This is a genomic window from Billgrantia sp. C5P2 (assembly GCF_051062895.2).
The window spans coordinates 2,655,588-2,670,855 of record NZ_CM128542.1; the positions used below are offsets into that span (position 1 = coordinate 2,655,588).

The window sequence follows — 15,268 nt, forward strand, 5'->3', positions numbered from 1 at the left end:
CGCCATGACACAGACATATTCAAACCTGAATATCGACGGCCGCGGCGTCGCCCGGCTGACGCTGAACCGTCCCGAGGTGCATAACGCCTTCGACGACAGCCTGATCGCCGAGCTCAACGAGCACCTCGCCAAGCTCCACGACGCTGCCCGCCACGGCGAGGTACGCGTGGTGGTGCTGGGCTCCGAGGGCAAGAGCTTCTCCGCCGGTGCCGACCTGAACTGGATGAAGCGCATGGTGGAGTACGATTTCGAGGGCAACCTGGCCGACTCGCGCAAGCTCTCGCAGTTGATGCACGGCCTGGACACCTTGCCCTGCCCCACCGTGTGCCGCGTGCAGGGCGCCGCCTTCGGCGGTGCCGTTGGCCTGGCCGCCTGCTGCGACGTGGTAATCGCTTCAGAGAAGGCCAAGTTCTGCCTCTCCGAGGTCAAGATCGGCCTCTCGCCTGCGGTGATCAGCCCCTACGTGCAGCGCGCCCTTGGCTCGCGCCAGATGCGCCGATTCGCGCTCACCGCCGAGGTGATCGACGCCGACCAGGCGCTGGAACTGGGCCTGGCTCACCAGATCGTCGGCCATGATCATATCGACGAGGCCGTGAGCGAAATGATCGAGACCCTGCTGGCCGGCTCGCCCCAGGCCCAGCGCGCCACCAAGTCGCTGCTGGCCGAAGTGGCCCGCGACGCTGACAGCAAGGCCACCCGCGAGCACACCTGCCGGGTGATCAGCGAGCTGCGCGTCAGTGCCGAAGGTCAAGAAGGCCTGACCAGCTTCTTCGAGAAGCGCCGCCCCGCCTGGGCCGACGACAATACGAATTCCTCGGAGCGCCGCTCATGAGTCAGACCCACGATTCCCGTACCACGCCCTTCGACACCCTGCTGGTGGCCAACCGCGGCGAGATCGCCTGCCGCGTGATGCATACCGCCCGCGCCATGGGCCTGCGCACCGTGGCTGTCTATTCCGACGCCGACGCCGAGGCCCGCCACGTGCGCGAGGCCGACGAGGCCGTGCGCCTGGGCCCGGCCGCCGCCCGCGAGAGCTACCTGAAGGTGGAAGCGGTGGTGGAAGCCGCCAAGCGTACCGGCGCCGGCGCCATTCACCCCGGCTACGGTTTTCTCTCCGAGAACGGCGCCTTCGTCGAAGCCCTGGACGCCGCCGGCATCACCTTCGTCGGCCCGCCCGCCTCGGCGATTGCCGCCATGGGCGACAAGTCCGCCGCCAAGGCGCGCATGGCCAATGCCGGCGTACCGCTGGTGCCGGGCTACCACGGCGACGACCAGGACGACGCCCTGCTCAAGTCCGAGGCTGACAAGATCGGCTACCCGGTACTGCTCAAGGCCAGCGCCGGCGGCGGCGGCAAGGGCATGCGCGTGGTGGAAAGCGGTGAGCAGTTCCAGGCCGCACTGGACGGCTGCCGTCGCGAATCACAGGCCGCCTTCGGCGACACCCGTATGCTGATCGAGAAGTACCTGACTCAGCCGCGCCACGTCGAAGTGCAGGTGTTCTGCGACAGCCACGGCAACGGCGTGTACCTGTTCGAACGCGACTGCTCCGTGCAGCGCCGCCACCAGAAAGTGCTCGAGGAAGCCCCCGCCCCCGGCATGACCGCCGAGCTGCGCCGCGAGATGGGCGAAGCCGCCGTGCGCGCCGCCAAGGAGATCGGCTACGTGGGCGCCGGCACCGTCGAGTTCCTGCTTGATAAGGATGGCTCGTTCTACTTCATGGAGATGAACACCCGCCTGCAGGTGGAGCACCCCGTTACCGAGATGATCACCGGCCAGGACCTGGTCGAATGGCAGCTGCGCGTGGCCATGAGCGAGGCGCTGCCGCTGACGCAGGACGAGCTGACCATCACCGGCCACAGCTTCGAGGCACGCCTCTACGCCGAGGACCCGGAGCAGGACTTCCTGCCCGCCACCGGCACCCTGACCCGCTTCGCCATGGACCTGGAAGGCGCCGGACTCGACCCGCGCCAGGTGCGCCTGGACAGCGGCGTGGAAACCGGCGACGTCGTCTCCATGCACTACGACCCCATGCTCGCCAAGCTGATCGTCCACGGCGACGACCGCGACCAGGCGCTCTCCACCCTCAACCGGGCGCTGGCCGCGCTGGACGTGCAGGGTGTGGTGACCAACCGTGCCTTCCTGCAGCGGCTGGCCACGCACCCGTCGTTCAAAGCGTGCGAGCTGGATACCCGCTTCATCGAGAAGAACGAAGCCACCCTCTTCGCCCCCAAGCAGTACAGCATCGAAGAGTACGCCGGTGCCGCGTTGATCGGCCTCAACCAGCTCGCCCGCGAGTGCGAGAGCGACTCGCCGTGGGACCGCCACGACGGCTTCCGCCTCAACGCCCCGCACACCATCCGTATCTCGCTGTGCGATCCGGCCCACGTGCAGGACGACGAGAACTCGGAAAACGTGGTGGTCGTGGAAGGCACCCGTGCCAGCGGCGCCGACCCGTGGGACCTGACCATCGGCGGCGAGACCCTCACCGCCCGCCTGCAGCACCTGGAAGGCGACGCCGTGGCCGTCACCCTCAACGGCCATCGCCGTCGCCTGCAGGCCCGCCGCGACGGCAACGTCGTCGTGATGGTCGACCCGCGTGGCGAAACCCGCCTGTTCTGGCGCCGTATTGACGCCATCGACCACGGCCACCACGAGGCCGAGTCGACCCTCACCGCGCCGATGCACGGCACCGTGGTCGCGCTGTTGGTGGAAGCCGGTCAGAAGGTGGAGAAAGGCATGCCGCTGATGGTCATGGAAGCCATGAAGATGGAACACACCATGACCGCCCCCGCCGACGGCCACGTGGAAAGCTTCCACTTCAATGCCGGCGATACGGTGGGACAAGGCGACGTGCTGCTGGAATTCGCTCCCGCGGAGTAAGCTGGAAGCAAATCTGAGAGCGCCAAGGTGAGCGGCGCGGGGGTAAGCCGCGGTTCATAACCTCGGCCGAGAACAGGAAGGAGTGTAGAACATGGCATTTCCCAAGCGCGTACGCCTGGTCGAGGTCGGCCCCCGCGACGGGCTGCAGAACGAACCCAACCCGATCGATACGGCCACCAAGCTGGAACTGATCGACCGCCTGGGCGCCGCCGGCCTCACGTACATCGAAGCCGCCAGCTTCGTCTCGCCCAAGTGGGTGCCACAGATGGCCGACCACCGCGAAGTGATGACCGGCCTCAAGCGTCGCCAAGGCATCACCTACGCCGCCCTCACCCCCAACCTCAAGGGGCTGGAAGCGGCACTGGAGTGCGGCGTGGAGGAAGTGGCGGTATTCGGCGCGGCCAGCGAGGCTTTCTCGCAGAAGAACATCAACTGCTCAGTGGCCGAATCCCTCGAGCGCTTCGCCCCCGTACTGGAACGCGCCCAGCAGGCCAACGTACGCGTGCGCGGCTACGTCTCCTGCGTACTCGGCTGCCCCTACGAAGGCGAGATCGCCCCGGCCAAAGTCGCCGAGGTTTCAAAAGCACTCTATGACATGGGCTGCTACGAAATCTCGCTGGGCGACACCATCGGCGTGGGCACACCCCTTGCCGCCAAACGCATGCTCGAAGCCGTGAGCGACGCGGTGCCCATGGCCCATCTCGCTGCCCACTTCCACGACACCTACGGCCAGGCCCTTGCCAACCTCTACGCCGTGCTGGAAGAAGGCATTAGCGTGGTGGACAGCTCCGTCGCCGGCCTTGGCGGCTGCCCCTACGCCAAGGGTGCCTCCGGCAACGCCGCCAGTGAGGACGTCGTCTACCTGCTCAATGGCCTCGGCATCGAGACCGGCATCGACCTGAACAAGCTCGCCGAGACCGGCACCTGGATCACCCAGACCATCGGCCGGCCGAACCGCTCGAAGGTAGGAGTGGCGCTGGCGGCGAAGTAATTAGGTGATAGAAATGGAAAGCCCCTGAGCCAGGAGGTTGGCTCAGGGGCTTTCATCTTTTATTGCTGCTTAACACCAACATCATCAATCTTCCAAGAAGGCCGTTAGCGACGCTTTAAATAGAAGCTCACTGTGTCCGCGCGCATTAATGACTATTTATTAAAAACCTAACCGAAACCTCTTCAGGTGTTGCTAGGACACCTAACCACTTCCCATCTTCTTCTCGCCCGTTTAAAAAAAGCAAAAACTTAACTCTCCCTTTGACGACACCAGCTGTTTTCAACAAAAAACTTAAAGAATGCTGAGGAAGACCTCTCACAACATAGTTTTTCCCGTCAGCCAAGCTTGAAATAAATGTGCTAGCATCTGATTTAGAAATAAATAAAGGAATAATACTCCTCTCAAAAAAACCACCATCCTTTTTCGCCCAATAACTACCTGTTAACCTTCCATCTTTACTCTCCATTATTGCCCAGAAAGGCTCACCAATATAAGTTTCATCAGGAAGTGCAACCGCTTTAATCCTGTTCCCAACCAGTATATTTAATGTTGGCAAATCCTCTAGCTCCAACAACTGAACACCATAATGCTCAGCATATTCCAGCGCTCCAGACTGGTAACCACTTTTACTTACAAATATACCTTGCAGATTCCCTACATCTTGCAGCTTAGCATGAAAATCAAGCACATCTGATTTTTGAACTTTACGCCCAGTGAACTTGCACTCGAAGGCCACTCGATGAACCACGCCTGACCTTTCAAACTGGTAGAATACATCTATTTCATGTTTCGCACCCGACCTCCCTATCAAAATCGAATTGCTTGCAACCACGACCCCTTCATCTCTCAGATTCAAAAGAGTCGAATAAACGTACTGGACATAACTTTCCAGATCCCTTGGTTTTTTCACAAGCTCATGTCTAGACATTTTAAAAACCTATCAAATATGCGACCCACACGAAGATCGATCACAGTGCGTCAGGACAGGGAAGGAACCATTGCGATAGCTATCGTAAAAAATCAGGGAATCTCCCGCCGATATAGCGAGTAGCCCGAGACTCGCCAACGGGTGCCGGTGTGCGCGTCGTAATAACCGCCTTGGGCGCTGCGCCCCTCATCTTCGATTTTCCAGTTACCGCCCCCGTCATAACTCACCGCGGTAACGTCACTGCCCAACAGGCTCGATTCGTCGACTCCGTCAAACAGCAGGCCTTCTTCCGGTGTCAGGTACAACGCATAGCCCTTCAGCTTGGAGGGAAGCTCATGCAGTCGCTGCAAGGTGTCTCCATTCCAGCTCCATACGACACTCGGCCGAGGTGCTTCTCGTTCCTCCGCGGGAAGTGAGAAATAAGGTGCACCTTGGGTGGTCAGCACATAAACGTTGCCTTCGCTATTGGTGGCGATATCCATCACCACATGGCCGGGGATCGTGAAGGTCTGCTGGGAGATCTCTTCTCCCCAAGGCAGCGCATGAATCCGGCTGGCATCGGCAGCGTGATCATAGAAAGCCATGCGCAGCACATTGTCTTGCCCTAGTGCTACCAAATCGAACTGTTGGCGGGGGTTCTCAGGGTTGCGAGAGCCTTCGGGTACCGGCAACTCATCCCAATGCTCACCACCATCCCTAGTGCGCCAGATCCTTGGTCCCCAGCCGATGAGATAGCCGCACTCAGGATCGAGAAAGCGCAGGAAGGTTAATGTTCTGGTCTTCGGGCCAGCGGAGCTTTTCCCACTCTTGTCCCTTGTCGGTGGATTTGAAGAGCTGAGTAAGCTGTGGGAGATAACGCTGCCCGGGAAGACTCTCCTGGGTGCGATCCGTCCAGCCGGTGGCCAGGTAGATAGTGTCCCAGTTTGGCGATAGCCACCAATCAGCTTGCTGTGCTGTCTCCTCGAAGCGCAAGGAGAGTTGGCTATCCAATTCTCCAGCGAGAATACGTACTGCACGACGATTAGCTCTTTCATGGACATTACCCATCCATTCTTCGGCGAACTCGGCCTTGGAATCAGGGTCGTCAAGCTGCTCCTGAGTCATTGGCTTAAACGTCAACTCCGGCTTGGTCAGCTTCATCGAAACAACATTTTCACCATGAACTCGAAAGTCTCCCGGCCCATAAGACTGGTCCTCACTCATGAAGCCGTTACTCACTCGCTCCCACTTTTCATTGCCACCCACGACATAGCCGACAGCCAGAAATAGTAACAATGATATGACAACCCATCGCGAGCCATGTCACGTTCCTTGGTGACAGTTTCGACTGTCAAGCGAATACTATCACTGTACATCCGAAAGAATAGCAATAGAAATCAAAGCCCGGCATGATACACGCCATCGCTCAAAAATCCAAAAACTACGACTTCACCCTCCAAGACTCAACCCTTTCCCTGAGATGATCTCTAATCTCATCTATGAGATGAAGATTCTGCCCAGACACATAAAATTCAACTGCGATATCATCGTAGAAAATATATGTCAGGCACCTTTCCCTCATCCCCGTCTCTGTTACAGGACTATTGCTGTATCGGCAGTCCGCAACCCAAAAATCTAGAGGATCTTTAGGCGCGCCCCCCCCAAGCCTCGGAAGCTGCCTAACCACTGACCAGTTACGACTACTGGTCCGAGGATAAATTTTATACCATCCATCCACATGGTGTGCTTCAATAACTTCCTCTTTCCCAGAATTTGCCTTCTCCCAAAGATCACGGTATCTATCCGGATCTTCATACCGTGCTACCTCATATGGTTCCAACACATGAAGAACTGCGCGTATAACTTCGATATAATCCCCGTCCCTGACTTGGTAGCCTGGCGCTGCTTCTGAAAGCCCTTCCGCAGAAAACTCCAAAACAAACGCCTTAGAGCCATCATCCAAACCAGGCAAGTTAGCAATCCAGCTAGGCATACTCCCCTGACGAGAATTTACTTTTGGGATCTCAAAAGTGTCGTCTCCGAGGTTGACTTTAACGGTGTCGGACATAAAGACCGAAGCCGAATAGCCAATTACGCATGCTGACAGCAAAATAACTATTATAGATCTCATATTACGACCAGTAAGCTTCATTTCCAATCACATCCGCCACACCACACGACGCGGGTCGCATCCGCCTCCCAGACAGAGCCAGTCAATGGTGTTCCACCAAAAGCAGTCGACGGCAAGCCATACTCAGCGAACACTTCGTGATGATAGACTGCGATCTGCTGAGGATTAAGGAGGCCTAAAACACCTGCCGTATCGTTGTTTACCGCATCAATATGCGCATTCATAAGATCCAGCCGGACACTATCAATATCTATTGAGGTGCCTGCATAAACTCGTGAAAATGCCTCCAAACGATTGTTAATACTAGTGCCGCCAAACAGATAATCTGCGACCCCGCCGGATGGGTTCAGTGATGCCAAGCCCGCTCTAGCAACGGGGTCTCCCATTTCTAGTCGAGATTCCCAAAATCCTTGTACATTTCCTACATCGGCCAGTTGTTGTTGCTCAGCTGTTATCCTCAGGTTCTCATGCGACTGGCAACTATGCATTCCCTCCAACCCCAGCGGATCCACCATCCCTGTCGGGTTGCTGACATAGCCATACAGGTTCCTGCCACCCTTCAGACCGATCGGGTCTTGGCTGATGTACCTGCCCTGTTGCGGGTCGTAGTAACGGTGGCGATTGTAGTAGAGACCACTCTCTTCGTCGTGCCACTGGCCCTGGAAGCGGATGGGCTGGGCGGTACGGCCCTGTTCGTTGGTGACCGCTGCCCAGTCGTCGGGCTGGGCTTGCCACAGGGTGTCGCCCCGGGGCGTGACGAGCTGCATGGGTGTGCCCAAGGCGTCGGTGATGTAGGCGCTGATCTGCTTAGGCGCGTCGGGGCCGGCCTGGTCAACTCTGAGCATGGGTACGAAGCTGCCTGGCTCATAGACCACGGTGGTGCGTTGGTTCTCTTTCGCTTCGTGCACAAGCCGGTCGCCATCCCAACCGTAGTGGGTGGTGGCGGTGGTGGCGGTGGTGCCGTTGGCGTGATGGACAGTCTTGCTGATGCGCCGCCCCAGGGCGTCGTAGCGGTAGCGGGCTTCTTCGGTCGCTCCCTGGGCGCTGGTGCGGATCAACCGTACCAGGCGGTTGGCACCGTCGTAGCCGAGGCTGAGCCGCTCGCCATTGGAAGCCTCGCGCTCGATCAGGTTGCCGGCACCATCGAAGCGATAACGGCTGCCGTCGAGTTCGCTGAGCTGGTTGGCGGCGTTCGGGCGTGTGGGTTCACCCGGCTGTGCGTTCAACCGGTTGCCGGCGGCGTCCACCGGGTAGCGGTGAGCGCGGTCGCCGTGCTGGCTGGCAATCAGCCGCCCGGCGGGGTCGTAGGTGTAGGCGATGATCGGGCTGCTACTGCCCTGCCCTGAGCTGCGGAAACTGAGCCGGCCCAAAGCGTCGTAGCGGTAGTGTTGCTCGTCCTGGGCACTACCGGGGCCACGCAGGCTGAGGCGATCCACTTGGCCGAGTTCGGTATAGCCACGCTCGAGGATCAGCGGTTGGGGCTGATCGGCGCTGCTCAGGCGGCGCTGGGTCTCGCGGTGCAGAGCGTCGGGCTCGAGGGCAATTTCGAGGCCCAGCCCGGGCGCGCTGAGGCCGTGCAGGTGGCCGCTGCCATAGGTGTGCCAGGCGAGTTCGGGCAGGTCTCCGTAGCGGCTGGTTTAGCCACGCTACCGCTCAGGAAGACAGCAAGTGTCTTCCCAAGCAGTGGGAGAGTAAATTAAGGCGCATGCATCTAAGGCGTAGGAAACAGCCATTGAGAGGGCTTTCTAGACCCCATTTAGGGAATCTCGCGTCGATAGAGCGAATATCCTTCCACTCGCCAACGGGTGCCGGTTTGCGCATCGTAATAACCACCCTGGGCGCTACGCCCCTCATCTTCGATTTTCCAGCTTCCGCCCCCGTCGTAGCTCACCGCGGTAACGTCGCTACCCATCAGACTAGACTCGTCGACACCGTCAACCAGAAGGCCTTCTTCCGGTGTCAGGTATAGCGCATAGCCCTTCAGCTCGGGCGGAAACTCATGCAACCGCTCCAAGGTATCACCGTTCCAGCTCCACACGACGCTAGGTCGAGGCGCTTCTCGTTCCTCCGCGGGGAGTGAGAAGTAGGGCGCACCCTGGGTGGTCAGCACATAAACGTTGCCTTCGCTATTGGCCGCGATATCCATCACCACATGGCCGGGAATCATAAAGGTCTGCTGGGAGATCTCTTCTCCCCAAGGCAGCGCATGGATCCGGCTGGCATCGGCGGCATGATCGTAGAAAGCCAGGCGCAGCACATTGTCTTGTCCTAGTGCTACCAAATCGAACTGTTGGCGGGGATTTTCAGGGTTGCGAGAGCCTTCGGGTACTGGCAACTCATCCCAATGGTCTCCACCATCCCTCGTGCGCCAGATCTTCGGCCCCCAGCCAATCAGATAGCCGCGTTGGGCATCGAGAAAGCGTAGAAAGGTAATATTCTGGTCTTCAGGCCAGCGGAGCTTTTCCCACTCTTGTCCTTGGTCGGTAGATTTGAAAAGCTGGGTGAGTTGCGGTGTGTAGCGCTGGCCCACTGCAGGCTCATCGTAATAATTGGTCCAGCCGGTTGCCAGGTAGATAGTGTTCCAGCTAGGTGACAACCACCATTCTGCTTGTTGAGCGCGCTCTTCGAAGCGCTGCTCAATACCATTTACCAAGTGCCCTTCTAGAATACGCACAGACCTACGATTAGCTCTTTCATTAACGTTACTCATCCACGCTTCAGTAGGCTCAGCCCTACTTGGATCACTTCGCTCCGCTCGTGGTTTGAATGTTATCTCCGGGTTGGTCAGTTTCATTGAAACCACCTGCTCGCCGCGAATTCGGAAATCACCTGGGCCGTAGGGATTATCCTCCTTCATAAAATCATTGCTAACGCGCTCCCACATCCTTCCTCCCCCTATCCCGTAACTCGCTATCAATACGATCAGCACAGCTAGTGGCCAACGAATTCTACGCATATCCACTCCTAACGCAGGTGATGCATTAAACGTGAAAGCGCTTGTTCTACAGCACTAACCCCTTCATTGACATGCGCACCGACAGCTTCAGCCGCCGCCCGCGCACCGGCTGAGATAGCATCTCTCGTACCGATAATTTTTTCACGCCCCACCTCCATACCGCTATCAAAGGCTTGGTTCCATGTCTCTCCATCCAGCCACTCCTCGACATTTGGCTGAGTACCGATGCGCATCAAGTCACTGATCGGAAGGTCGGCAAGACCAGCATCCAGGTAGGCCGGGACATGAGTATTAAAAGCAAAGGTTTTAAATGTATTCTTATTCAGCTCCAATTCATACTGAGGCACAACCATCTGAACGCTACGATTGGGATACCGGCGACTTACAACATTAACTTCCTCGCCTATCATATTATCCTTCAATCCATCTTCAATATTACTTTGCAGAAGATAGCGCGCGTCGTCTAACCAAGCCCCCCCTGACTCACTTAGCCTAGGCCGTAAACGCTCTCCATATGTGTAGCAGTAATAGTAGCCATAACTGATGTAATAATCTGGCGGCTGATGCTCACAACCAATATGGCGCATCATAAAATTGGAATGGCGTGACCAGTGTTCATGCGTACTGCTGGGAGCAACTAATATATCGCGATTCGCCAGAAGCCGACGTACCACTCCAACATCATCAAAAGGATTCCACCTTGTTGCCCAAGCCCGAATAACTTCCCACGTAGCCACCCCAGTCTTGTCGATAAACTCATCGTGAAGCGGCCGATAATAAAATTCACAACGCCCCAGTAGGCTTTCTGCAGCAGGCGGCACCTGCTTGTCACAAATATGCAGTGGCACCTCAACACGGTCCGTATCGTCCGCTGGGGTATAAGATGCATCCGCCCCGCCCAGTACGCGTTCAAGCGACGTCATAACTCAATCCTCCAGAATATCGATATGAAGCCGCCCCGGCCTTTGGCTTTGCGCCATCTCGGTTTCGCCAAGTTCGTTAGTACGCCCCTCCTGGACGACTTTGCCCTGAGCGTCAGTCATTCGGTAGCGCATGTTGGCAGCAGGAATATTGGTACCCGCCCAGGTGATGACGAACGCTTGATCGTAACTGCCCATGGCAAGCCCTTCTGCACCTACCGGTAACAAAGGTTCTGCCGCCCCCTGCCCACTCCCCGAGCCGGGGCTGCCGCCGGAGTTGATCTTGACCTGGGCGCCGACGATGGTGATGCCGCTGGGGTCGAGCTTGAGGAAGCTGCCGCCGGCCTTGAGGGTAATCTCGGCGCCGGCGTCGATCACGGTCTTGCTGCCGGCCTTGTGGTGCACTTCCTGGCCGGCTTCGACGAGCTGGGCGCGGGCGGTCTTTTCGTGGCGGGTGGTGCCGACGATGAGGTGGTCGTCGCCGTCGACCTGGAGGTGGCGCTGGCCGTGCACGGTGAGGTGGTCGTTACCGTGAATCTCGCTGATGCGGTTGCGGTGCACGGTGAGGTGGCTGTCGTTGCCGATCTCTTCGGTGCGGTCGTTGTTGGTCAGCAGTTCCAGGTCTTTCTGGGCGTGGAGCCAGATCTGCTCCTGGCCGGCCTGGTCTTCCAGGCGCAGTTCGTTGAAGCCTTCACCCTGGTGGCTCTGGGTGCGGATGACGGTGCGGGTCTTGTTGGCCGGGAGTTCGTAGGGCGGGGTGTTGACGGCGTTGTAGATGCGCCCGGTGATCAGCGGCTGATCGGGGTCGCCTTCCAGGTAGCTGACTAAAACTTCATGGCCGATCCGCGGGATGGCGAGGCTGCCGTAGCCGCCGCCGGCCCAGTCCTGACTGACCCGGAGCCAGGCGCTCGCCGTTTCGTTGGGTTCGGCATAGCGATCCCAGGGGAACTGCACCTTGACCCGGCCGTGCTCGTCGCAGTAGATCTCCTCGCCTTCGGGCCCGACGACGAAGGCGACCTGGGGGCCATCGACCCGGGGCTTGGGGTTGGCCTTGGGGCGCCAGGCCAGGTCGGCGGGCATGAGCACGAGGTCGTTGTGGTACGTGGTCATGCCGCCACTGTTCCCGCCCTCGGTCTGGCTTTGGACGATACCGTCCTCTTCCAGGGCCTGGGGCTGCTTGCCGTAGTGGACCACGCCGAGCACTTGCCAATCCTGGTTGAGCTCATCGAGGTCGTGGTCGGTCAGGGTGAAGCGCACGCCCGGGGCCAGCTCGGGCAGGTCGCTTTCGGCGTCGGCGGTGCTGGCACTCTGGCGGAGCGATTCGAGGCGGATGCGGGTGAAGGCCTGGCCGGAGGCGTCGCGCTTGTAGCGGCCGGGGTAGTCAAAATGCTCGTAGTCGACACGCTGGGCGTGTTCCTCCAGCCCGTCGGCGAGGTGGTCGTGCAACTGGCCGTAGGCCGGGCGCTTGAACGAGTAGTCCTTGAGCGTGGTGGATGCCGGGGCGACCCGGGCGAACTGCTCAAGCTTGCGCACGTGGCGGGTCGGTGGCGTGCCGCCGGCGCGGCCGTGGTAGGTACGGCTGCCCAGATGAGTGAGCACCTGGGGCGCGTCGGCGAAGACCAGGCGATGAGCGGCGCGGGGTGTCTCACCGCCCGTCTCAAAGAACTCATGAAAGTAGAACAGGCCCTCTTCGGCGGCCAGACGCTCGACGAAGGCGAGATCGTGCTCACGGTACTGAACGCAGTACTCCCGCGTCTCGGGTTCGCGGGTGGCGGCGAAGGCGACATCGGTGAGGCCGTGTTCGTCGCACAGGGTATTGAGTACGGTGAGCGGCGAGACCTCCTGGAAGATGCGCGAGTTGTGGCGCAGCCCCAGGCGCCACAGCGCGGGCTGGATCTTCACGTGATAGAAGGTGCGGCGATGGCCGCGGTCGCCACGGCCGAACTCGCTGACGATGCCATGGACGCGGCGCAGCGCCTCGCCCTTCTGCCAGATCGTCAGGGTGGCCTCACGGTCGAGAATGTCGGTGGCGGAGAGGCTGCCGTCGCGGCTGGCGAAGTGCACCGTCAGCTCGAAGGGCGCGGAGAGCTCCTCGCGGTGAGTGAACTCGACCACCGCCAGGTCGTCGGCCCCGGCCAAGGCCAGGGTGAATTGCCATCCGCTTGCATCGGCCATGATGCCTCCCTGCGTGAAAGATGCTGCTTTTATTGGTTAATTAGGGGAATCGCAATTCCTCGCGCAGAGAGCATACCAATCGCAGCGGCGGGTTTCTGTGGCACATCGCCGATTCTGATGTAAGAGATAGCTTACAAATGAGGCGGACAGCTCCCTGGCTGGTCTCGGGGGCTGCCCCTGCGCCGTTGGCGCCAAGGCGCCAACGGCGTGGCGAGTAAAGACGTGGCCTAACTGCCAACGGCCTAACCGACCGAAGGCGGGCATGACGCTGGTGGCGAAGTTATGATGGAATAAAAACCAAGAGCCCCCGAGTCAGAAATCTGGCTCGGGGGCTAAGAAAATATTAGACAAACTGCCCGGCATAATGGTTTAACGTTGCCAACAAGAGCAGCTTTGCAGTGGAAACGGAGCCGCAACAAAAAACTGTCGCAGTGCTTGGCCGAGTTAAGAGGTTCACACACCTCTGTTTGTGGCCACCCAAAATGCGATGCCCATAACAGCCAGGGGGATACAGCTCGTTACAAGCCCAGCAAAAGAAGAGACTATATTCTGACCTTTAACCAACAACTGTATGCTGATTAGGAGAGCACACACCCAGCAGCATAACCCCAAGATACCAGCCGGCGAGGCGATTATAAACGAAGTCTCAACAGATAACCCCAGTGCGGTAAAGATACCAACCAGCAAGTACATGCTTGGGAAGCAAACCCACCCCAAAACACTGACTAAAAATGGCTTTGTCTTTAATCCTAAAACTAAATGCATATTGATGCTGACCTATAACGTTGCCAGCACGCGCTTGTCGCGCGCATGGCCTTGCTAGCAATTTCATGCGAAGTATCGACGGTAAACCAGGAGGAACGCTTCCGGGCAGACAGGAACCTCTTATGCGCAAACGCAAACGCAAACACAAAGCACACTGCGACAAGCCGAGCAGCGGGTTGGCGTCCTAAGCGTCTTGTTACGCAGATAGCATCCTTTTGACCTTGCCCTCAATTTTCTTGATGATGCTTGGTCCTGCATTACTCAAAAGCTCACTAGATGCATTGAAATCAGAGATGAATCTCTTCTCCCATTCTGCGTTTCTAAGGTCACTCTGCTTTTTTGTGACTGGTTCGCGGGGTATTTCAATCGGATCGATCTCTACGCCCATGAAATTTGCTATATCATTTATCGACCGAACGAGATCATGACGAACATCATCAAAGTTCATTTCGATGTAATTACAGCCGTTAGCAGCTAACGTGTACCTCCACGAGGCGTTGTTCAAAATGGTCTCGCGAAGGCATTTGTCAATATGGGCGAATTCATAGTGCGGATCATCGCTTACCGCCTTTTGGCCAGCAATCCAGACCCCTGTTTGACTGGCTATCGACAGTGATACGGCCTGTTTCAATAGATCCTTTCGCGACAAGAGAATGTAATACGCATCTGGAAAACACTTGGCCACATTATCGAAACCACCAAACAGCTTGATGTGCGGATAATGAAGCTTTATTCCAAACACGCCGTTAGGCGATGTCCTTCGTCGCTTTATTTCCGCCATAACCGCTTGCAACTCATCTTTTTTTAGTCGCCTCTTCCATTCCAAAAGATTTGCAGGGTTCGCATACTCCAGTGGGAAACCAAATCTGTTGGTTTCATGTAATGCATGTCCAAGCATATGACTGCCGCACCTTCCCGTGGATGCGATAATCAACACCTTGGAAGGGGCTTCCACTCTTGGGTAGTCATGACTTTCTGAAAATTGTTCTTCATATAGATGCATTGGATCACCTCCATATGCAAGACAGATAGACGCTACAGCCCCTGCCCCGCAGTATGGATGATAATTCGCATCTTCCCTAGTGATCCCCAATCACATGATTCGAGGGCGCCGAAGCGCCCCCGGTGTTGGCCTACTGAAGCCCAAGTGATCACTCAGTGCCAGCTACCTTTGCCACCGCCGACGCCGGTGACGATGGAGACTGCCCCGGATTGGAAGTGGCCCAGCAGGTTGCTGTGGCTGTCGAAGTACAGAATGCTCAGGTAGACCGGCGTGGCCTGAAACTCGAAGCTCACGGTATCGCGATAGAGCCGGTCGAGATCGTTGGTATAGACGTGCCCGAAGAGTGCGCCGCCGCCCGGTGAGGAGGCGCCGCCGGCGTGGCCGTCGAAGGTCTTGCCATCGGTGATGTTGACCTGGAACTTGAGATAGAAGACCAGGCTGGCCACGCTGCCATTGGCGACGTGATGGGTGACCGCATCACCTCGGTATCACCACGAACGCTGGAAACGGCGCCACGAAGCGCAACGGATCACTTCGGTA

12 protein-coding genes and 1 pseudogene are annotated in these 15,268 nt (G+C 58.2%); 3 read left to right on the forward strand and 10 right to left on the reverse strand.

Annotated features, from left to right (window positions below):
- Positions 1-4: 4 nt before the first annotated feature.
- The 3 genes from ACRWQA_RS12250 to ACRWQA_RS12260 all read left to right on the forward strand — a co-directional run bounded on the left by ACRWQA_RS12250 (position 5) and on the right by ACRWQA_RS12260 (position 3,871).
- Positions 5-832, forward strand: coding sequence for an enoyl-CoA hydratase-related protein (locus ACRWQA_RS12250; RefSeq protein WP_263583610.1), 828 nt, complete (start codon positions 5-7; stop codon positions 830-832).
- The gene (locus ACRWQA_RS12255; protein ID WP_434227259.1) at positions 829-2,880 is read left to right on the forward strand and encodes an acetyl/propionyl/methylcrotonyl-CoA carboxylase subunit alpha; all 2,052 of its coding nucleotides are present in this window, start codon (positions 829-831) and stop codon (positions 2,878-2,880) included. The genes ACRWQA_RS12250 and ACRWQA_RS12255 overlap by 4 nt, the downstream gene beginning before the upstream one ends.
- 91 nt (positions 2,881-2,971) lie before the next feature.
- On the forward strand, positions 2,972-3,871 hold the full coding sequence (locus tag ACRWQA_RS12260; RefSeq protein ID WP_434227261.1) for a hydroxymethylglutaryl-CoA lyase: 900 nt from the start codon (positions 2,972-2,974) through the stop codon (positions 3,869-3,871).
- Between the two features lie 145 nt (positions 3,872-4,016).
- Here the strand turns inward: ACRWQA_RS12260 and ACRWQA_RS12265 are convergent, their stop codons facing one another.
- The 10 genes and pseudogenes from ACRWQA_RS12265 to ACRWQA_RS12310 all read right to left on the reverse strand — a co-directional run.
- Positions 4,017-4,799, reverse strand: a complete 783-nt coding sequence (locus ACRWQA_RS12265) for a restriction endonuclease (RefSeq protein ID WP_434227263.1) — start codon at positions 4,797-4,799, stop codon at positions 4,017-4,019.
- A gap of 92 nt (positions 4,800-4,891) precedes the next feature.
- Positions 4,892-5,383, reverse strand: coding sequence for a hypothetical protein (locus ACRWQA_RS12270; protein WP_434227265.1), 492 nt, complete (start codon positions 5,381-5,383; stop codon positions 4,892-4,894).
- Between the two features lie 157 nt (positions 5,384-5,540).
- Positions 5,541-6,002 carry a hypothetical protein gene (locus ACRWQA_RS12275; RefSeq protein ID WP_434227267.1) on the reverse strand — a complete coding sequence of 154 codons (462 nt, stop codon included), beginning with the start codon at positions 6,000-6,002 and terminating at the stop codon, positions 5,541-5,543.
- Positions 6,003-6,219: 217 nt separating this feature from the next.
- Positions 6,220-6,930 (reverse strand): hypothetical protein, encoded by a 711-nt coding sequence (locus tag ACRWQA_RS12280; RefSeq protein ID WP_434227269.1) that lies wholly within the window; start codon positions 6,928-6,930, stop codon positions 6,220-6,222.
- Positions 6,927-8,528 (reverse strand): RHS repeat-associated core domain-containing protein, encoded by a 1,602-nt coding sequence (locus tag ACRWQA_RS12285; RefSeq protein ID WP_487247146.1) that lies wholly within the window; start codon positions 8,526-8,528, stop codon positions 6,927-6,929. The genes ACRWQA_RS12280 and ACRWQA_RS12285 overlap by 4 nt, the downstream gene beginning before the upstream one ends.
- Before the next feature lie 137 nt (positions 8,529-8,665).
- Positions 8,666-9,793, reverse strand: coding sequence for a WD40/YVTN/BNR-like repeat-containing protein (locus tag ACRWQA_RS12290; protein WP_434227273.1), 1,128 nt, complete (start codon positions 9,791-9,793; stop codon positions 8,666-8,668).
- A gap of 80 nt (positions 9,794-9,873) precedes the next feature.
- Positions 9,874-10,788, reverse strand: a complete 915-nt coding sequence (locus tag ACRWQA_RS12295; RefSeq protein WP_434227275.1) for a hypothetical protein — start codon at positions 10,786-10,788, stop codon at positions 9,874-9,876.
- A gap of 3 nt (positions 10,789-10,791) precedes the next feature.
- Positions 10,792-12,960 carry a type VI secretion system Vgr family protein gene (locus ACRWQA_RS12300; protein WP_434227276.1) on the reverse strand — a complete coding sequence of 723 codons (2,169 nt, stop codon included), beginning with the start codon at positions 12,958-12,960 and terminating at the stop codon, positions 10,792-10,794.
- 961 nt (positions 12,961-13,921) lie between these two features.
- Positions 13,922-14,728 carry a Stf0 family sulfotransferase gene (locus ACRWQA_RS12305; RefSeq protein WP_434227277.1) on the reverse strand — a complete coding sequence of 269 codons (807 nt, stop codon included), beginning with the start codon at positions 14,726-14,728 and terminating at the stop codon, positions 13,922-13,924.
- Between the two features lie 152 nt (positions 14,729-14,880).
- Positions 14,881-15,183: pseudogene (locus ACRWQA_RS12310) on the reverse strand (VapA/VapB family virulence-associated protein); the annotation flags it as partial.
- Positions 15,184-15,268 lie beyond the last annotated feature (85 nt).